Consider the following 19,465-nt stretch of genomic DNA (forward strand, 5'->3'; position numbering starts at 1 on the left):
AGTAGTATCCTGAATTGTGATCACTTGAGTGAAAGTGTCAGAAGTATTTCCGCAGTCATCTTTAACGGTCCAAGTGTTGGTGTATGTTCCAGCGTTTCCGCATCCTTGAGAAGCTACGAATTGACCGCTTACTTTAATGATATTGGTAACATCGGCATCGCACAAGTCAGATGCTGATGGAGACTTTCCTTGAGCTATAATAAGTCCAGCTGCATCGCTGCATTCTACTGTTGTATTTAGCGAACCGGCAGCAGTTGTCCAAATTGGAGCAGTAGTATCCTGAATAGTGATTACCTGTGTGAAAACTGTCGAAGTGTTATTGCAGACATCTTTAGCGGTCCAAGTGTTGGTGTAAGTTCCAGAATTGGCACATGTTCCAGCGGCGAAAGCTCCGCTCACTTTTGTATAGGTTACAGTTCCACCGCAATTGTCTGTGGCAACAGGAGCCTGATTTTGTGCTGCTGTCAATCCTGCAGTATCGCTACACTGTAAAGTAACATTTAAAGTGCCTGCAAGAGTTGTCCAAGTTGGTGCAGTCGTGTCTTGAATAGTGATCACTTGAGTGAAAACTGTTGAAGTGTTATTGCAGACGTCTTTAGCGGTCCAAGTGTTGGTGTAAGTTCCAGAATTGGCACAAGTTCCAGCAGCGAAAGTTCCGCTCACTTTAGTATAGGTTACAGTTCCACCGCAATTGTCTGTGGCAACAGGAGCTTGATTTTGTGCTGCTGTTAATCCTGCCGTATCGCTGCACTGTAATGTAACATTTAAAGTACCTGCTTGAGTTGTCCAAGTTGGCGCAGTCGTGTCTTGAATAGTGATCACTTGAGTGAAAACTGTTGAAGTATTATTGCAGGCGTCTTTAGCGGTCCAAGTGTTGGTGTAAGTTCCAGAATTGGCACAAGTTCCAGCGGCGAAAGTTCCGCTCACTTTAGTATAGGTTACAGTTCCACCGCAATTGTCTGTGGCAACAGGAGCCTGATTTTGCGCTGCTGTCAATCCTGCAGTATCGCTGCATTGTAAAGTAACATTTAAAGCGCCTGCAAGAGTTGTCCAAGTTGGCGCCGTTGTGTCGTTAACAGTTACTATTTTTTCACAAGTAGAACTGCATCCATTTAAAGTAGTGGTTAATAATAATTTAAACGTTGTATTACAAGTAGAGCCAGCTTGAACAGTGACGTTTTGTAAATTTGTAGCCGATGTTATTGTAGCGCCATTTGCAGTTGCCGGAGGCAAAGACCACGAATATGTTGTCATACTGGCTGGAGCCGCATAAACATTAGAAGAAGATAGACATACAGGGCCACTAGTGCCAGTAATAGAACAAGCAGTTGGAGTATTTACCGTTACGGTTGCTTCACTTGTCGCAATATTACTTCCAGAGCATAAACCCGAATTAGAAAATATTGCTCTGAATTTTGTGGTTTGTGTTAAACTACCTGTATTGTAAGCTGTTAAACCTACGGTATTGGCAATATCTACCCACACTGAAAAAGGAGCAACAGATGATTGCCATTTAATTACATTAGAATTAGCATTTAGACCTGTTATTGTTAAAGCAGCACTAGCTCCTGAACATATAGTTGAGTTTGGTCCAACTGTTCCTTTTAGTGGAATTCCGAAAGTAAGTGGAGTATTAGTACATAGACTTGAATTAGGTGAGTTACCACTAACAGAAGCTAATTTTGTAACGTTAATTACACCTGGGTTATTGGGATCACAAATGTTAATTCCCAAGCTTCCAAAAGGAACATTAAACTCTAAAAATGTAGCACCAGAATTACAATTGGCATTACCTGCCTTAGCACCAAGACCTGCAGGGATAACATTAGTTTGAGTTTTAACACTGCCATTTCCTGTGTATAAAGTAAAACCATTTCCGTTAGAATTAATTTCTAAGATATACTCAGCACCGGCTACAGTAATTGTTCCCCCAAATGAATCTGATGTTAATCCTGTTGCTGGATTATTATCAGTATCTAAGTACAATCTAAAAAGTGCCGAACCACCATTCCCAATATCCATACCTAATCTTAAAACTTGATTTTGGGTATCAACTTTAGCGCGAATCGTACCAATGTTGCATGTTGAAGAAGGGTTAGCTAATAATACTGTGCTGTAAACCGTTCCAGTCGCATATTCATCACCAACTGCACCTGGGCCAGGGCAGTAATTGCCATCATATGTGTTTTGAGAATAGCCACTTGTAGTAAATATTAAAAGTAACGTAATATAAACGCATTTAATATTAGTATTAATATTCGTTAAAAGAGTAATGTTTTTCATAATCTCTAATTTTTAATCTTTAGTAAATTTTATTTTGAGATTCTTGAGTTATAATCCGTTTTAATTGATTATAAATTGCCGAGGCTGTTCTTGGTAAAAATTATAATATTGACTTAAAAAATTGGCTTGTAGAAAAATGAGTGTTTTTGATTTTTTTTTAAGTTTTAGGTTAATGTTCAGTAAAAATCTCAAGAAGATGGAAAAACTTTTCTATTCATTTAAATGGGACAAATAGCTTATTAATCACATCCTGCATTTCTAACAAAAAAATAACTTACAATTTTGACACTTTTTAGGACCGTTCAAGTGACACTTTTTTATTCTTATAAATTGTTTCTCTGTTTTGTGATATATTTAATATTTTAACAGAATCAAAGTTATATTAGAGTTTTTCTAATATGATTTTTTTATCTGTAACTAACCTAAAAACTCGTTGAAGTGTTGTTTTTTTATCAAAAAATGACTCAAAAACACTTTTTTTTAACTCAAAAAAGTAGAATTTTTCTCCTCATTTTTTTGCTTTATTGATGATATTAAGTTTCTTTGTTGTGTATTAAGTGATTAATAATCAGGTATTTAGTTAATTTTTTGGAATATTGCGGAATGTCGACTAAATACTAATTTTATAGATGAAGTACATAAAATGACAAAAAGTAGCTTTTCTAATTTTTGCAGTCCAAAAGTTTTTACAGGGCATTTATTCTTGTTAAAATTTTGTTATAATGTTAACAGAAATAAAAAAAAGAAAAGGTTTAAGATATCTTTTGTAAATTAGAACTTAATTAAAAAAATGACCTGCAATTCAGGTTTTTAAAATTTGCTACTTATGAAAAATCTTATATTAATTCGTCATGCCAAATCTAGCTGGGAAGCACCATTGAAAGATTTCGATCGTCCATTGATGAAAAGAGGGATTTTAGATGCGCATGATGTTTCATTAAATATTTCAGAGTATCTTCCAAAAACGTATATTATTTGGAGCAGCACAGCCGCGAGAGCCACAGAGACTGCTTTAATTTTTGCGCAAAACATATCTTATCCATTAGAAAGCATCATTTTTAGAGACGATTTGTACACTTTTGATGAGAAGCAGCTCGAAAAAGTTATTAAATCGTGTGATAATAGTTTTGAAAGCGTTATTCTTTTTGGACATAACGAGGCTATTACAAATTTTGTTAATAAATTTGGGGATGTTTTTATAGAAAATGTACCAACTTCAGGCTTTGTATCGTTACAGTTTGATGCCGAAAGTTGGGACACGATCCATAAGGGCAAAACACATAAAACTATTTTCCCCAAAGATTTAAAATAATTACAGTGTACGAACAGAAATATATCGATAGAGAAAAAAGCTGGTTAGCGTTTAATGCGAGAGTGCTTCAGGAAGCAGCAGACAATACAGTACCACTTTTAGACAGACTGCGTTTTGTTGGAATTTTTTCAAACAACTTAGACGAATTTTTTAGAGTTCGGTACGCGGCCATTCGACGATTAAGTCTTTCAGGTATTTCTGGTGAAAAATATTTAGGCGGTATTTCTGCTCATCAATTAATTAAAGATATTACTGAAATTGTAATTCAACAACAATCTGAGAGTTTGCGTATTCTCGGAAACATTGAAGCAGAACTAGAATCTGAAAATATTTTTATTATCAATGAAAAACAGATTACACCAAAACAAGAGTGTTTCTTAAAGGACTTTTATACCCAAAAATTAAGTCCAGAACTAGTGACTATCATTTTAAATGATTTGGCTGTTTTTCCAATTCTAAAAGATACTTTAGGATATTTGGCAGTTCGTTTAGAATTAGCAAATGATGAGGTTCGTTATGCCTTAATTGAAATCCCAAAAAATATCAACAGATTTGTCGTTCTTCCTTCTGAAGACGAAAAACAATATGTTATTTTAATAGATGATGTTATTCGTTTTAAACTGAAAAACATCTTTAATATATTTGATTACAAGAGCGTTTCTGCTCACATGATCAAAATTACTCGTGATGCGCAATTGGATATAGACAGTGATTTAAGTAAAAGTATGCTAGAAAAGATTGCTTCGTCTGTAAAAGATCGCCGAATTGGAGAGCCTGTTCGTTTTATTTACGATAATTTAATTGAAGAAGATACTCTGCAATTTTTCTTGGATAAAATGAAAATTGTAGAAACAGATAGTATAATTCCAGGAGGAAGATATCATAATCGTCGCGATTACATGAGTTTTCCAAATCTCGGTAGATACGATTTGTTGTATAAACCAAACGAACCACTGCCAGTTCCAGGTCTGAGTTTGGAAGGAAGTATTTTGGAAAAAATCTCTAAAAAAGATTATTTAGTGCACGCACCTTACCAGTCATTTTCATATTTGACTAAGTTTTTGCGTGAAGCCGCTTTAGATCCAAAAGTAACAAGCATTAAAATTACATTATATCGTTTAGCAAAGAACTCACAAATTATTAGTTCTTTGATAAACGCAGCCAAAAATGGTAAAAGAGTAGTTGTGCAGATCGAACTTCAAGCACGTTTTGATGAAGCTTCGAATATTTCTTATGCAGAACAAATGCAGACAGAAGGCATCGAACTTATTTTTGGTATCAAAGGATTGAAAGTGCACAGTAAGATTTGCGTAATTGAAAGAACGGAAGAAGGTAAAAACCGTCGTTACGGATTCATCTCAACAGGAAACTTCAACGAATCTACGGCAAAAATTTATACTGATGTAACACTTTTTACATGTCATCAAGGGATTTTAAAAGACACATCAAAAATATTTGAGTTTTTTGATATTAATTATAGAGTTCATAGATACAAACATTTAATTGTATCACCTCATTATACCAGAACCAAATTCATCAAACTAATTGATCGTGAAATTCTTCATGCATTGGCTGGTAGAAAAACGCACATTAAATTAAAAATGAATAGTTTGTCCGATTTTAAAATGATCGATAAATTATACGAAGCAAGTAATGCAGGAGTAAAAATCCAGCTTCAAGTAAGAGGAATATGTTCTCTAATTCCGGGAATTCCGGGAATGAGCGAAAACATCGAAGCCATAAGTATTGTAGATAATTACTTAGAACATTCGAGAGTTTACATTTTCGGAAATGCAGGCTTAACCGAGGTTTACATTTCGTCTGCCGATTTTATGACTAGAAATCTTGACGGCAGAGTCGAAGTAACCTGTCCGATTTACGATCTTGAAATCAAAAAAGAATTGATTGATAACTTTAATATTGCTTGGAAAGGAAATGTAAAAGTGAGATATCACTCTTATAAATTAGATAATAAATATAAGCCGAAAAATCATCATGCCCCATTTAGAGCACAATTTGAAACCTATAAATATTATCAGAATAAAGTAGCCATACTTGAAGAGGTTCCTCAAAAAGTAAATTAATAATAAATACCAATTTCAAATCATAAAGTGAGCATGATTAATATTAGGAAGTTCGCAGCGATAGATATCGGTTCAAATGCCATGAGGCTTTTGATTGCTAACGTTGTTGAACAAGAAGGCAAAGAACCGCAGTTTAATAAAAGTTCCCTTGTTCGTGTGCCAATTCGTTTAGGACAAGATGCCTTTACAGTTGGAGAAATTTCACCAGAAAATATAGATCGAATGGCGGATGCAATGAAAGCATTCAACCTTTTGATGAAAGTACATAAAGTAGAGCGTTATATGGCATTTGCAACTTCTGCAATGCGCGAAGCTTATAATGCAAAAGAAGTTGTGGCTTTAATTAAGAAAAAAGCCGACATTAAAATCGAGATTATCGACGGTAAAAAAGAAGCAGCAATTATTGCTTCTACAGATTTGCATCATTTAATTAAATCTGACGAAACTTATCTTTTTGTGGATGTTGGAGGTGGAAGTACCGAGTTTACTTTATTCTCTGATGGAAAAATGATTACTTCAAGATCTTTCAAAGCGGGAACTGTTCGTTTATTGAACAACATGGTTCATGATTCAGTTTGGGATGAAATCGAAAAATGGATTAAAACCAACACGGCAGATTACGATGAAGTAACATTGATAGGTTCTGGAGGAAACATCAATAAGCTGTTTAAAATGTCTGGAAAACAGCAAGAAAAACCGCTTTCATACATATATGTTAATTCACAGTATGCATTTTTAAATTCATTGACTTACGAACAGAGAATTGCCGAACTGGGTTTGAACTCCGACCGTGCCGACGTAATTATTCATGCAACAAGAATTTATCTAAACGCTATGAAATGGAGTGGTGCGCGCCAGATTTATGTTCCTAAAATCGGACTTTCTGATGGTATCGTAAAAGCAATGTATTACGGTAAAATTTAATATTTATATTTTCTTTGTAAATGAATAAAGGCAGACTTGAAGCTTTTAGTGATGGCGTTTTGGCTATCATTATTACGATTATGATTTTGGAAATTAAAGCCCCAGAAGGGCATGAATTTGCAGATTTAAAACCACTTATTCCGAAGTTTTTAAGTTATGTTTTGAGTTTTATTTACGTTGGAATATACTGGAATAATCACCATTATTTACTTCATGGTTTATCAAAAGTAAATGGGAAAGTATTATGGAGTAATCTGCACTTTTTGTTTTGGCTTTCTTTAATCCCCGTTTCTACCGCTTGGATGGGAGAGCATAATTTTGAAAAAGCCGCAATGACGATGTATGGAGTTGTGCTACTTCTTTCTGCAATCTCTTATATTATTTTGCAATATACTATAATGTGTAGCGAAGGAAGCAATTCTGCTTTAAGAAAAGCACTAAACAAAGATTATAAAGGTAAAATCTCCTTAGTTTTATACGTTATCGGAATTGTTACGGCATTCTTTAATCAGTGGGTTTCTGGGGCGGCCTATTTTACAGTTGCAATGTTATGGCTTATTCCAGACAAAAGAATCGGAAAGATTTTTTCTTAAAATGAATAGTTTATGAAATCTGTTTTTCAGTCCATTCAAGATTTTTCTGCTGATGAATTGAGTCTTTTAGATAGCTTGATTACATTTCGGACATTAAAAAAAGGAGAACTTCTCTTGACTGAAAATCAGGTTTGCAATGAAATAGTTTTTATCGAAAAAGGAATTCTCCGTTCCTTTTTTGTCAATCATAAAGGTGACGAAATCACTAATTGTTTTGCTTTCGAAAATGAATTTATGGCTTCTTTTGCCAGTTTTATCACAGAAGAAAAAGCAGAGGAAAACATTCAAGCACTTACAGATACAGAATTACAGATTTTAGACCGAAAAGCTTTGGAAAAACTCTATCTATCAGGTTTTAACTGGCAGGAAACAGGTAGAAAATTAACTGAATTAGAATTTGTTAACCTGCACAAAAGAATGGTTTCTTTTCAGAAACTATCAGGGGCACAACGCTACGAAGAACTTTGCCAAAATCATCAAAAGTATATTCAGTTAATTCCGTTGCAATACTTAGCTTCCTATCTAGGAATTACCCCAAGACATTTAAGCCGGATCAGGAAAGCGGTTGTTTAATTTTTTTGTTTCCCGCAGATTTTGCAGATTGAGCAGATTTGTTTTTTTTAAACTTATTGACTTGGAAGAAAGAATCTGCTCAATCTGCAAAATCTGCTAGAGAAATAAATCTAAACAGTTTTTTCAGGACATTTGTCCAGTGAAAGAAAATGTACTAATAGTATTTTTGAAAAAACATAAACATGAAAAAAATACTAATTATAAACGGACACCCAAACGCCGAAAGCTTCAATTTTGGAATTGCAGAATCGTATCAAAAAGGTGCCATAGCTTCTGGTGCACAAGTAGAAACCATCACAATTGCCAATTTAAACTTTAGCCCAAATCTCAAATTCGGTTACCAAAAAAGAACAGATCTAGAACCAGATTTATTAGAATCTTGGGAAAAAATTAAAAGAGCCGATCATTTGATTTGGATTCATCCCGTTTGGTGGGGTGGACTGCCGGCGATAACAAAAGGATTTATAGATCGTTTGTTTTTGCGAGGAATGGCTTTTCAATACCGTGAAAATTCAGTTTGGTGGGATAAATTGTTAAAAGGCAAAACAGCTCACATTATCACAACTCTAGATCAGCCGGGCTGGTATTATCGTTTGTTCTTTGGAAGACCAAGCGTTAATCAGTTGAAAAAATCTACTTTAGAATTCTGTGGTGTAAAACCAGTTAAAGTAAGCTTCATCGGAGTTATAAAAGGTTCTAAGGAAGAACAAAGGAAAAAATGGCTAGAGAAAATTTACAATTTCGGACTAAAAAACAAATAGATTTTTATTTGCTGCGACTCGAGCGATGGCGAATTGGCGAAGCAAATTCAATAAATTATTAAACAGTTTTTAATAAAGAAAAAAAAATCATGAAAATTCGAGAAATTCGTGGCCAACAAAAAAATTAGTCCTTCAAATCCAATCCAAATGTTGAACGCAAAAGCTCGATGTTTGGATTAATTTCTAAGAAACGATTATATCTATCTTGATTATTATAAGTTCGTTTTGTTTCAGCCTGCTCATTTACAATTACTTCGATTGTTATGTCGTGATTATGTAAATGACCTTTTAAATGCCCCAATAAACCATTCATCTGACTTTCAAATTCTAGTTTAGAACCTTCATTTGGCAGTTCGTAAGAAATTGTGGTTCCGTTTAGAACAGGATCGCTAATCAATAGAATAGATTCCATGATTCTAAGCCCTTTTTGCCCTAAACGTTCTGCATATTTGTTCCAATGAAGACGCATATCGGTTTCGTTAAATTCCTCAGTAGGCAAAACTGAAGAAGGTTTAACATACGATTTGCTGCTTGCTTCCAATTCTTTTTTCTTACGGATACTGGCAAGAGAAAAAGCAGAAACTTTAGGCGCGCCATTTGCATCTGTTTTTGGAGCTTCTGGAGCCTGAACTTTTGGAGTTTCAGCAACTTGTTCTGGTTGAGGAATGGCAACTTTAGTTTCAGTTACAGTCTGAGAAGCTTGATTTTCAGTTGCAACAGAACTTTCAACTATGGACTTTGGACTTTGGACTTCAACTATAGAATAGCCTCCGTTTTTAAAGTAAACGGGAGGAATTATGAATTGCTCAACTTTTTTTTTTCTCCATCAAAGTTGATAGAGGCCAATTGCATCAAGCATAATTCAACTAAAAGTCGTTGATTCTGGCTTAATTTGTATTTTAAATCGCAATCATTCGCAATGTCAATTCCTTTTAGCAAAAAATCCTGAGAACATTTTTGCGATTGTGCAGCATACATTTGCTGTGCTTGCTCACCAACTTCTAATAAAGCAATAGTCGAAGGTGTTTTGCTTACTAATAAATCTCTGAAATGTGAAGCCAAACCTGCAATAAAATGATGCCCATCAAAACCTTTGGCTAAGATATCATTGTATGCTAATAAAAGTTTCGGAATCTCATTTTCCAGAAGTAAATCAGTAATCGAAATATAAGTTTCGTAATCTAAAACGTTTAGGTTTTCGGTTACAGCTTGACGTGTCAAATTTGTTCCGCAGTAAGAAACTACACGGTCAAAAATAGACAAAGCATCACGCATGGCACCATCTGCTTTTTGAGCAATAATGTGCAATGCATCATCTTCAAAAACGATTCCTTGACTTTCAGCAACATCAGCCAAATGTTCTTTAGCATCTTTTACTGTAATTCTTTTGAAATCAAAAATCTGACAGCGAGATAAAATCGTTGGAAGGATTTTGTGTTTTTCTGTTGTTGCTAAAATGAAAATAGCATGTTTTGGCGGTTCTTCTAATGTTTTAAGAAAAGCATTAAAAGCGGCCGAAGACAACATGTGGACCTCGTCAATGATATATACTTTGTATTGTCCAGTTTGTGGCGGGATTCTAACCTGATCGATAAGGTTACGAATATCATCAACCGAGTTGTTTGAAGCAGCATCTAACTCAAAAACGTTAAAGGCAAAATCTTCAGTAGGATCGTCATATCCAGGCTGATTTATTTTTCTTGCCAAGATACGCGCGCAAGTTGTTTTACCAACTCCACGCGGACCTGTAAACAAAAGAGCAGAAGCTAAGTGATTGGTTTCAATAGCGTTCAACAAAGTGTTTGTAATGGCCTTTTGCCCCACAACATCCTTAAAGGTCTGCGGGCGATATTTTCTTGCCGATACTACAAATTGTTCCATATTCTCTTTTATTGGATAGCAAATATATGACTTTTGTTTCGTTGTTTAAAACCGATTTTAGTTATTTAGAGAAATTCTTTTTCTTCAAAATAACAAAGAATAAAATAAGAAATAATACGATGTTGACAATCAAAGAAATGATAATGTATTGGCTGTAAGTTTCCAATTTTGCATCTGTTTTTTCTTTATCAGAAATTTCTTTTTGAGAATTTTTATAGATTCTTAGCTTCTCTAGTTGATAAATCCAATCTTGTAAATTTCGATTTTCAAATTTCAGATCCCAAACATAAAAAGACAATAATTTTATTTGATCATCTATCTTTTGTGAGGTTCTGATTTCTGGCGGAGAAGGCATGGAGTCACTCCCATAAGGTTTAAATCCAGTGCTTGGAGAGCAACCGCTCACTTCGATAGTTTTATCGTCATTAAAATAAGCGTAAACAATCCAAAGTTGTTTTAGAGAAGGAATAATAGAACAATTGCCAGAATATTTTTGTGTAATGAACTGAGCATTATATTTTCCTTTGAAGAGTTCTATGATTTTAAAAGTATAGATTCTCTTTATTGAATCTACTTTTATAACTTCTCCGTAAAATACAATATCATATTTTAGTCCTATTTCTACCATTTTTTCTCTGTCAATTGTTTGGCATTCACATGAAAAAGAATAATTGGTGATTAATAAGGTCGCAATAAGTAATAGGCATTTTAATTTCATGAGATCAGTTTAGAATACAATAATAAACTTTTTACGTTTATTTTTTCATCTCTAAATTGAATTTTTGTAATAAAAAATGTACTATTTTTAATCCGAAACTAAGTGGCATTTAAAAAAAACGTCAATCATTCATGAACGCAAAACAAATAGTTAAATTAAGTAATATCATCGGAATTTCCTCTATAATTTTATTAGTGTATTGGGTCTTTACATTTATTGTAATTGAAGTTTTCGGACTAAAGGTTTTTAGAGAAAACATGACCGAAAGCTTTTATTTAAGCATTCTTGGAATTTTGGCTCTCATGGCTGGATCTCTTATAGTGAATCTCATGTTTAATTTGACCAGAATTGCAGAAAGAAAAAATGAAGATGAAGTAAACGCCAAATCAAATCGACGCAAGTTTGCTGTTTTGCTTTTAATTTTCCCGTTAATTCTAATTATACTTTTCGGAGGTAATTATTTGACTTCAGCCAAAAAAGAAAAAATGCTAATTAGTTCTGCAAAATCAATTATAGAATCTAACAAGGCAAATAGCGATAAACTTTTAAATTATACTTTTTCCAAATCTTACATAAAAGAAACCACAGGAATTTTAAGAGTTTTGTCAGTAACAGATAAAAATTTTCCTAGTGTAACTTTAATTGTGAAAGATTCTATTAAAGATTCGCCAGTTTTTCTTGGTTTTAATGCCTATTATAATGAAGGTTTAGATAATGATACAATACAGCCTCAAAAAGTGAATTATATTTATCAGACTACTAAAGAAGAAAGAGCTTATCTTAATGAGGTTTTTAATGAAAATAGTGAAGAGTTAAGATATAGTTCAAGCAATGGTAATTACGAATTGTTTTACCCATACAAAAAGAACGGAAAAACGATTATCATCTATTTTTCTGAACAGCAGCGTTATGGTAAATTAGGAAGCTGATAAAATTATAAATCATGAAGAAGTATTTTCTACTAATAATTTTGTTTGCAGCGTTTGCTGTAAAAGCACAAAAAACTCAAACGAGTCCAGTTTATCAATTGCGAATCTATGAGATTTTCGAAAGCAATAAAAAAGAATTTCATGAACGTTTTCGCGATCATGCCATGCACATTATGAAGAAATATAACTTTAAGATTATTTCCATTTACGAATCAAAATCAGATAAGAAAACCGAGTTTGTATATTTTCTGGAATGGCCAGATGAAGCATCTATGAAAAAAGCTTGGGAAGATTTTAGAAAAGATCAGGAATGGATTGATATTAAAAAGCAATATACTGCAAAATATGGTGATGTAGTTGGGAATATCGAAGATCGTGTTTTAACTAAACTTGATTATTCGCCTAATTAAAAAAATGAAAAGAGTTTATTTTTATGTCATTCCTAAGGAACGAAAAGAATTTCAGTTTCTAGGAATGACATAGATTATCGAATCATTTTTTGTTCTCATTTGTTTTACTTGATTTATAAAAGATTCTTTCTTTTGAAACCGATTGCTCTAGCCCTGATGGCAGCGGCATCCTTTTGTGGCGGGGTTCGCCGCAAAAGATATAGCGTACAGCAGGTTCCCGGCTCCTAAAAGCTATCTTCTCTTAATACTTAAATCCAATAAAAACTGTGCTGTTTCCTGATCTGAATCGGCTGAGAAACCAGCAACGTAAACTCCTTTTTTACCCGTAGTCGACTTAATTCCGTATACAACTGCCTCATCTGCTGGGTCTGACTCACCCTCGTATCGATACACATGAACAATTTCAAATTTCTCAGGATTCTTTTTAATCGCATCAGCATTTCGATTAAAATCACAAGTAAATCCTTTTTCATTCAATTGATCTAAAGCTTTTGAAACAGTTGCGTAATGATACATTCTTTTCATGATAAACTGAATTTATTAATAATAGATTTCTAAAGATAACTATTTTAAAATTAAAAAGTTATGATAAAATTCATAAAATCTAAAATTTAAAATCATTATTGTTAGTTCTTAAATCGCTACTTTTGCAGCGCAGACCGCCTTATCGTCGTCCGCCTCGGCGGAGGGAGGAAAGTCCGGACACCATAGAGAAGCATAGCGGGTAACGCCCGTCGGTTCCGATGAAAATCGGGATTAGGACAAGTGCAGCAGAAAGTATGTACAGGTAATGCTGTAGTGAAACCAGGTAAACTCTATGCGGTGAAATACCAAGTATATCGGCATTTAAGGGCTTCTCGTTCGTTGCCGAAGGGTAGGTAGATTGAGTCCATCAGTAATGGTGGATCTAGATAAATGATAAGGTATTGTTTTGTTGAAAAATAAGACAAGAACAGAATCCGGCTTACAGGTCTGCATTTTTTATATATTTGTGAACTATCTAACTTATTCTCATGAATATTACTACTCCAAATTCTTCGTCAAAATCTAAAAAAAGCCTTTTTAGAACCATAGTAACCAATCTTACTTTTTGGGTTTTAATTGCTATTATTGCAGGTGTTTTACTTGGACATTTTTCTCCAGAAAATGGTGTAAAGATGGAATTTTTGGGGAAGAAGTTTATTCAGTTAATTTCACTCTTTATTGGCCCAATTATTTTCCTGACCATCGTTTTGGGAATTTCGGGTATGGGAAATCTAAAAAAAGTTGGTCGAATAGGGGTTAAAGCTTTAACATATTTTGAAGTAGTTTCGACCGTCGCTTTGGCAATTGGTGTGACTGTTGCTTATATATTTAAACCTGGAAAAATTGATAAATCGGGACTGACTTTTGGTGATGCAAGCCAATATACAAATGGAGCTGCAAAGGATTTTTCGTGGCTGCAGTTCTTCTTGTCCAATTTTACGCTACAGGTTTTATTGGCTGCTATTATATGCGGAATTGCATTAAACTTCTATCAAAAAAGAGAACAGACTATTTTGGTTCTAGAACGTTTTTCGAAAGTCGTTTTTACTGCTTTAAAGTATGTAATGTATCTTGCTCCAGTTGGTGCTTTTGGCGGAATGGCTTATACGATAGGAAAATTTGGTTTAGCAACTTTGATTCCTCTTGGAAAATTGATGCTATGTGTTTATCTGACTATGGCGTTATTTGTGTTTTTGGTTTTGGGAAGCATATTGCGATATTATAAAATAAGTATTCTTTCGATTTTAAAATACATTAAAGAAGAACTTTTACTGGTTTTAGGAACTTCGTCTTCAGAAGCTGCTTTGCCAAGTATTATGGTGAAATTGGAAAGAATGGGATGCAGTAAATCGGTTGTGGGATTGGTGATTCCGACTGGTTATTCTTTTAATCTCGATGGAACGTCGATTTATCTTTCGATGTCAGTCCTTTTCATTGCGCAACTCTACGATGTGCATTTAACTTTTTTTGAAATCATGACGGTTATCGGAATTCTGATGATTACTTCGAAAGGAGCAGCGGGCGTAACTGGAAGCGGATTCATTGTTTTAGCATCTACCTTAACAGCCTTGCATAAAATTCCAGTTGAAGGCTTGGCATTTCTATTGGGCGTAGATAAATTCATGAGCGAAGCCAGAGCGATTACCAATTTAATAGGAAACACAGTTGCCACGATAATAATTTCTAAAACAGAAAGAGATTTTATAGAATTGAATCTTGATCCCGTTTCAGAATAGTTATTTTTTAGGGTCAAAGGTACAGAGGCTCAAAGACACAAAGGATTTAAAACTTTGCACCTTTGAGCCTTTGTTTCTTTGTACCTTTTTTAACTTTCGTCTTTTGTTGTTCTTACCAAGCTGATGCCCGACGTAAAAAACACGATTCCGAGTATTCCGTAAATAATAAGCGATTTTATATCTCTGGTTTCTCCAGATGTGCCGGCAAAAATAACCGCGGTATAAATAAGTCCTATAATTCCGAGGATTGTAAGCAATCCGCCGAAAAATCTTTTTAGGTTCATGATTGTTAGATTTAAAAGTTCTCTAACAAAGTTAAATTTTGATGAGTTAATTGCTGTTATACAATTGCTTATGAGAAATTATATGATTCGAATGCTATTTTTCTATTTTAAATTCCAATCCGATATTGCGAACGCTTTCTATTTTGATTTTTGGATCTGAATTAAAATACTTTCTAAGTCTGCTGATAAAAACATCCATGCTTCGTCCTGAGAAATAATCATCTTTTTTCCAAACCGACATCAAAATCTGATCTCTCTTTAATAGCTGATTATGATTGAGATAGAGATACTCAATAAGTGAAGCTTCCATCTCCGTAAGCTGCTGAACGTGATTTTTATTATTGAGAGTTAAACGTTCGTTATCAAAAATATACGAACCAATTTCAATCATATTATTTCCGTCTAGACTTCTTTTTTGCTCTATCCTCTTTAAAATATTCTGTAAACGAAGAACCAGTTCGTCTACTTCAAAAGGTTTTGCGATATAATCATCTGCGCCAAGTTTTAGACCAATGATTTTATCTTCTTTGAGCTTTCTAGCTGTTAGAAAAATAAAAGGAATTTCTGGATTGATGTTAATTATTTTTTCAGCCAATGAAAATCCGTCCATTTTGGGCATCATGACATCAAAAATACAAATATCAAAAACCTGGTTTTTAAAATAGTCCAAAGCTATTTCTCCATTTTCTGCCCAGATTACTTCAAATTGATGCAATTCTAGGTATTGTTTTAAAATCGCCGCAAAGTCAAAATCGTCTTCGGCTAAAAGTAATCTTTTCAAAATAAGGGAATTAAACTTTTAATAAAATAGTAAACTGAGTTCCTTTTCCTAACTCGCTAATAACATTAACAGAACCTTGATGCGCTTTTACAATTTGATCGACATAATACAATCCTAAACCTAAGCCTTTTGTATTATGCAGGTTTCCTTGTTCGACACGATAAAATTTCTCAAAAAGAAAGGCTTGTTTGTTTTTGGCAATTCCAATTCCGTCATCTTCAAAACTGATAGAAAATTGGTTTTCCACCATTTTTGTTTTCACTGTAATAGTGTTAGATCCGTATTTTGCGGCATTTTCCAAAACATTTAGAAAAGCGGTTGTTAGATGAAATTTATCTAAAACTAGAATCGTTTTCTCTGTTTGAAAATCGGTTTTTAGATTGATTTTTGGAAAAGTAATTTTAAAATCATCAACAATAGAAAGCAGAAATTCTTCGGCAGCTATTTTTTCCTTTTGCAATTCAATTTCGTTTTCTGCCAAAGAATTCGCCATAACCTGATCGATCAAATTCTGAAGACGGTTATTCTGGCGTGAAATAGTGTTCACAATGGCGTTGAAATTTTCTTCGTTTTCACGAATGCTTTTCTGCGCCAAAATCTTTGTCGAAATACCTAAAGTTGCCAAAGGTGTTTTAAGTTCGTGTGTAATATTATTGATAAAATCGGTTTTTACATCACTCACTTTTTTCTGTTTAATTAAAGCTTTTAAGGCAATAACAAAAAGCGTAATTAAAGTCAGAATTGATAATAAAGACAGAATCAGAATAAAAGTCATTCGCCTCAAAATAATCACTTCCCAATCTATTACAGAAACGTACATAGAATCTTCTGTAAGCAATTGATATTCCTGATTTTCAAAAGTTCCATTGGTTGTTCCAACATAATTTCTAACTAAAAAAGCGTGATTTAAAGATGCCAGATTTCCATACAATTTATTTTGGATAAAAGGTTTTTCGGAAAAAATAGTATCAGCTTTTTTTGCATTTTGATACAAGATAAATTTGTTGAGGACAATGGCAAAATCAATTTTAAAATTCGGCAAATCTCTTTCAAATTTTCGCTGAATTTCTTTTGTTACAGCGTTTTGGTATTCATTTCTTAAAACTCCAATTTTAAGATCTAGTTTTGTGTTTTTTCCTTTTATATATCTTTCTGAAAGGCTTTTGTAAAGCGCTTCTTTTTTTGCCACAAAAGCCGAATCAATATCGCTATAATTATTCGAAATCTGAGCAATTTCATTTTTAATCTGCGTATGAAACTGCGCCACTTTATATTCGTAGGCCGTTTTTACCAAATAACATTGCACGGTCATAAGCACAATTAGTGCAATGACAGAAAATGCGATTAGTAAATTGATTCTTTGTTTCATATTCGTTCAAAATTCTGTTTCAAAAATACAGCTTTTACTATACAAATGGCAGATTAACCCTGCATTAACCTACGATTAACTTTCAGAACTAGGTTTTCAAAGCATTTTTGCAGCAACACTAATCAATTTAAATTTTAAAATGAATCTTTATCTGCCATTAAAACTTCTAATAACACTTTTGCTTTTTTGCCTTTCCTGTATTACCAATGCTCAGAATGAAACACCAAAAGATTCTACTTCAAATCAATTAGATGAAATTGTCATCAGTCAGGAGAAAAAGACTTTTACAAACTCAAACGGAAATATAAAAGTTGATGTTGCTAATTCGGTATACAGCACAATTCCAAATCCAGTTGATTTACTTTCAAAATTGCCATCAGTTCAAGTAAGTACCGATCGCGAAAGTATTTCTATTGTCGGAAAAGGAAATCCACTCATTTACATTGATGGGCAAAAAGGAACGATAACCGATTTGAATGCTTTAAGTGTCGCTGATATTAAGACAATTGAAATTATAAAGAATCCGTCTTCAAAATACGAAGCTGAAGGTCGCGCTGTGATTTTAATTACTCGAAAATTGAGCAGAAAAGACAGTTTTAGAACTGAAATTTCTGAGGTTGCATCTTTCAAAAGAAATTACAATAATTATTTGGGTTTTAATTCCAGTTTTAAAAAAGGTAAATTAGAATGGAAAGCCAATTTCAATTACAATAAATTAAATCCTTGGGAAAAGCATACTTTAGATTATGAAATTCCAAAAGCTTCCATTAGTTCCAATTATGATGTAATGGCAAATACGCATCGCAATCAATATGTTTTTGGAGGTGGGATGTTTTACAAAATAAAAGAGGAAGATTATTTTTCGGTCAATATAAATGGAAAGCTGCAGAATGATACTTTTGACATTAACACTTTTACTTTTAATCAAAATCAAGATCAAGCAAATAATGTTTTCACGCTTAGTGGCAATTCAAGTAAAAAAGACTTTGTAAATGCATTTGTAAATTATTCTAAAAAAATAAAATCTATAGACACGCAGCTTTTTGCTGGTTTTCAGTATTCCAATTTTAATCAGCATTTAGAGAGTTTAGTGGCCAATAATTACAACGAAACAGATTTTGAATTATCGCAAAACCGTGATCAGAAGTTTAATGTTGATGTTTTTTCTGGAAGAATAGATTTGGAGAAAAAGTTTAAAAATGAAATGAATCTAGAATACGGCGGATTGTATTTAAAAGCAAAATCGTTATCAAACGCAGATATTTTTGATTTTGAGAAAAATACTAGCGAAGTTTCAGATTATGATTTTAAAGAAGAAAACCTCGCAGCTTATATTCAGTTTTCGGGAAAGCTAAAAAAAATCGATTTCTCATTCGGGTTAAGAGCAGAAAACACCAATGTTTATGCAATGTTTAGAACACAAGTTTTACCTTCTATTGATAAGAATTACACCAATTTGTTTCCGAAAGCCAATATTACTTTTACTATTGACAGCACAAAAAGTATTATTTTAGATTATGCGAAAAGCATTGTCAGGCCTAAGTATTCTTCATTATGTCAGATTGCTACCTATATAAATCCCTATTTTTTGTACGGAAGCAGTATAAACTTAGGTCCAGCATTTGTAGACGAAATTTCGAGTTCTTTTCAATATCTTGATAAAACTTTAAAATTTAGTTATTATCAAACCAAAGATGTTGTTAATCCGACTTTTGTTTTTAATGATGAAACAAATGTGCTGATGATTACCGATATTAATTTTAAGCGCGAAACTGGTTTTACAATAGATTTGACGCTTCCGTTTACTTATAAATTCTGGACAGCAACAAATTCTCTCGTTTTTGCAAAAAGCAAGACCGAAGATGACGCAGCTTTATTACATCCATCAAAACCTTATTTATATTATTATTCCAATAACACTTTTAAACTGCCGAAAGATTTCAGTTTTGTTTTTTCTTTTTGGGGAATGACAAAACAAAACGATGGGATTTTTGAACGAAAAGCCAATTTTATAGTCGATTTATCGCTGGCAAAAACATTCGGAAAAAACTGGAGCTGTACTTTAAATTACAATGATGTTTTTAAAACTACGAGCTATACAGATGCTTTTAGCATTAACAATATAAATTCAAAGTTTAAATATTTAGTTGATGCAAACGAGATTTCTATTGCAGTTCGTTATTCTTTTGGAAAAGTAAAAGATTCCGAATTTAAAGGGAAAAGTATTAATGAGAATGAAAATAGAATTAGATAAGGTTTGAAAAACCAAAAAAGAAAATTCCAAATTCCAATCCTGATGTTT

18 protein-coding genes and 1 other RNA gene are annotated in these 19,465 nt (G+C 33.3%); 11 read left to right on the plus strand and 8 right to left on the minus strand.

Annotated elements, in window-relative coordinates; all coding sequences use genetic code 11:
• A partial coding sequence (locus DMA14_RS15195; protein WP_317047260.1) for an HYR-like domain-containing protein occupies positions 1 to 2,283 on the minus strand: 2,283 nt, incomplete at its 3' end.
• Between the two features lie 826 nt (positions 2,284 to 3,109).
• On the opposite strand from DMA14_RS15195, the gene DMA14_RS15200 reads away from it, so the two are divergent.
• The 6 genes from DMA14_RS15200 to DMA14_RS15225 all read left to right on the plus strand — a co-directional run bounded on the left by DMA14_RS15200 (position 3,110) and on the right by DMA14_RS15225 (position 8,530).
• Positions 3,110 to 3,595: a SixA phosphatase family protein gene (locus DMA14_RS15200; protein ID WP_111377238.1), complete on the plus strand. Its 486-nt coding sequence runs from the start codon at positions 3,110 to 3,112 to the stop codon at positions 3,593 to 3,595.
• 5 nt (positions 3,596 to 3,600) lie between these two features.
• On the plus strand, positions 3,601 to 5,679 hold the full coding sequence (ppk1, locus tag DMA14_RS15205) for a polyphosphate kinase 1 (protein ID WP_162536293.1): 2,079 nt from the start codon (positions 3,601 to 3,603) through the stop codon (positions 5,677 to 5,679).
• A gap of 33 nt (positions 5,680 to 5,712) precedes the next feature.
• Positions 5,713 to 6,603, plus strand: a complete 891-nt coding sequence (locus DMA14_RS15210) for a Ppx/GppA phosphatase family protein (RefSeq protein WP_111425457.1) — start codon at positions 5,713 to 5,715, stop codon at positions 6,601 to 6,603.
• A 20-nt stretch (positions 6,604 to 6,623) separates the two neighbouring features.
• Positions 6,624 to 7,196 (plus strand): TMEM175 family protein, encoded by a 573-nt coding sequence (locus DMA14_RS15215; protein WP_111425458.1) that lies wholly within the window; start codon positions 6,624 to 6,626, stop codon positions 7,194 to 7,196.
• Between the two features lie 12 nt (positions 7,197 to 7,208).
• Positions 7,209 to 7,769 (plus strand): Crp/Fnr family transcriptional regulator, encoded by a 561-nt coding sequence (locus tag DMA14_RS15220; protein ID WP_111425459.1) that lies wholly within the window; start codon positions 7,209 to 7,211, stop codon positions 7,767 to 7,769.
• Positions 7,770 to 7,951: 182 nt separating this feature from the next.
• The gene (locus DMA14_RS15225) at positions 7,952 to 8,530 is read left to right on the plus strand and encodes an NAD(P)H-dependent oxidoreductase (RefSeq protein ID WP_111425460.1); all 579 of its coding nucleotides are present in this window, start codon (positions 7,952 to 7,954) and stop codon (positions 8,528 to 8,530) included.
• 124 nt (positions 8,531 to 8,654) lie between these two features.
• Here the strand turns inward: DMA14_RS15225 and DMA14_RS15230 are convergent, their stop codons facing one another.
• The 3 genes from DMA14_RS15230 to DMA14_RS15240 form a co-directional block, all read right to left on the minus strand.
• Positions 8,655 to 9,071: a DNA polymerase III subunit gamma/tau gene (locus tag DMA14_RS15230; protein WP_111425461.1), complete on the minus strand. Its 417-nt coding sequence runs from the start codon at positions 9,069 to 9,071 to the stop codon at positions 8,655 to 8,657.
• Positions 9,072 to 9,325: 254 nt separating this feature from the next.
• Positions 9,326 to 10,411: a DNA polymerase III subunit gamma/tau gene (dnaX, locus tag DMA14_RS15235; RefSeq protein WP_111425462.1), complete on the minus strand. Its 1,086-nt coding sequence runs from the start codon at positions 10,409 to 10,411 to the stop codon at positions 9,326 to 9,328.
• A 61-nt stretch (positions 10,412 to 10,472) separates the two neighbouring features.
• A complete protein-coding gene (locus tag DMA14_RS15240) occupies positions 10,473 to 11,129 on the minus strand; it encodes a hypothetical protein (protein ID WP_157957714.1) in 657 nt (218 codons plus the stop codon).
• A gap of 131 nt (positions 11,130 to 11,260) precedes the next feature.
• Between DMA14_RS15240 and DMA14_RS15245 the strand changes: the two genes are divergently transcribed.
• Together DMA14_RS15245 and DMA14_RS15250 are read left to right on the plus strand one after the other, a co-directional pair.
• Positions 11,261 to 12,058 (plus strand): peptidase, encoded by a 798-nt coding sequence (locus DMA14_RS15245; protein ID WP_111425464.1) that lies wholly within the window; start codon positions 11,261 to 11,263, stop codon positions 12,056 to 12,058.
• Between the two features lie 14 nt (positions 12,059 to 12,072).
• The gene (locus tag DMA14_RS15250) at positions 12,073 to 12,468 is read left to right on the plus strand and encodes an NIPSNAP family protein (RefSeq protein ID WP_111425465.1); all 396 of its coding nucleotides are present in this window, start codon (positions 12,073 to 12,075) and stop codon (positions 12,466 to 12,468) included.
• 231 nt (positions 12,469 to 12,699) lie between these two features.
• Here DMA14_RS15250 and DMA14_RS15255 read toward each other — a convergent pair whose 3' ends face one another.
• Positions 12,700 to 12,993, minus strand: a complete 294-nt coding sequence (locus DMA14_RS15255) for an SH3 domain-containing protein (protein ID WP_111425466.1) — start codon at positions 12,991 to 12,993, stop codon at positions 12,700 to 12,702.
• A 126-nt stretch (positions 12,994 to 13,119) separates the two neighbouring features.
• On the opposite strand from DMA14_RS15255, the gene rnpB reads away from it, so the two are divergent.
• Together rnpB and DMA14_RS15265 are read left to right on the plus strand one after the other, a co-directional pair.
• Positions 13,120 to 13,451, plus strand: an RNA gene (gene rnpB, locus DMA14_RS15260) — RNase P RNA component class A.
• Positions 13,452 to 13,481: 30 nt separating this feature from the next.
• On the plus strand, positions 13,482 to 14,729 hold the full coding sequence (locus DMA14_RS15265) for a cation:dicarboxylate symporter family transporter (protein ID WP_111425467.1): 1,248 nt from the start codon (positions 13,482 to 13,484) through the stop codon (positions 14,727 to 14,729).
• Between the two features lie 89 nt (positions 14,730 to 14,818).
• Here the strand turns inward: DMA14_RS15265 and DMA14_RS15270 are convergent, their stop codons facing one another.
• The 3 genes from DMA14_RS15270 to DMA14_RS15280 all read right to left on the minus strand — a co-directional run bounded on the left by DMA14_RS15270 (position 14,819) and on the right by DMA14_RS15280 (position 17,163).
• Positions 14,819 to 15,013, minus strand: coding sequence for a hypothetical protein (locus DMA14_RS15270; protein WP_111377225.1), 195 nt, complete (start codon positions 15,011 to 15,013; stop codon positions 14,819 to 14,821).
• 94 nt (positions 15,014 to 15,107) lie between these two features.
• Positions 15,108 to 15,794 (minus strand): response regulator transcription factor, encoded by a 687-nt coding sequence (locus DMA14_RS15275; RefSeq protein WP_111425468.1) that lies wholly within the window; start codon positions 15,792 to 15,794, stop codon positions 15,108 to 15,110.
• Positions 15,795 to 15,804: 10 nt separating this feature from the next.
• Positions 15,805 to 17,163 (minus strand): sensor histidine kinase, encoded by a 1,359-nt coding sequence (locus tag DMA14_RS15280; protein ID WP_111425469.1) that lies wholly within the window; start codon positions 17,161 to 17,163, stop codon positions 15,805 to 15,807.
• Between the two features lie 139 nt (positions 17,164 to 17,302).
• Here DMA14_RS15280 and DMA14_RS15285 point away from each other — a divergent pair, with 139 nt between their 5' ends.
• Positions 17,303 to 19,417 carry a TonB-dependent receptor domain-containing protein gene (locus DMA14_RS15285; RefSeq protein ID WP_111425470.1) on the plus strand — a complete coding sequence of 705 codons (2,115 nt, stop codon included), beginning with the start codon at positions 17,303 to 17,305 and terminating at the stop codon, positions 19,415 to 19,417.
• The last annotated feature ends 48 nt before the right edge of the window (positions 19,418 to 19,465 follow it).

Origin of the sequence: Flavobacterium sharifuzzamanii, from assembly GCF_003254585.1 — a bacterium.
In the GTDB taxonomy this organism is placed as follows: Bacteria; Bacteroidota; Bacteroidia; order Flavobacteriales; family Flavobacteriaceae; genus Flavobacterium; species Flavobacterium sharifuzzamanii.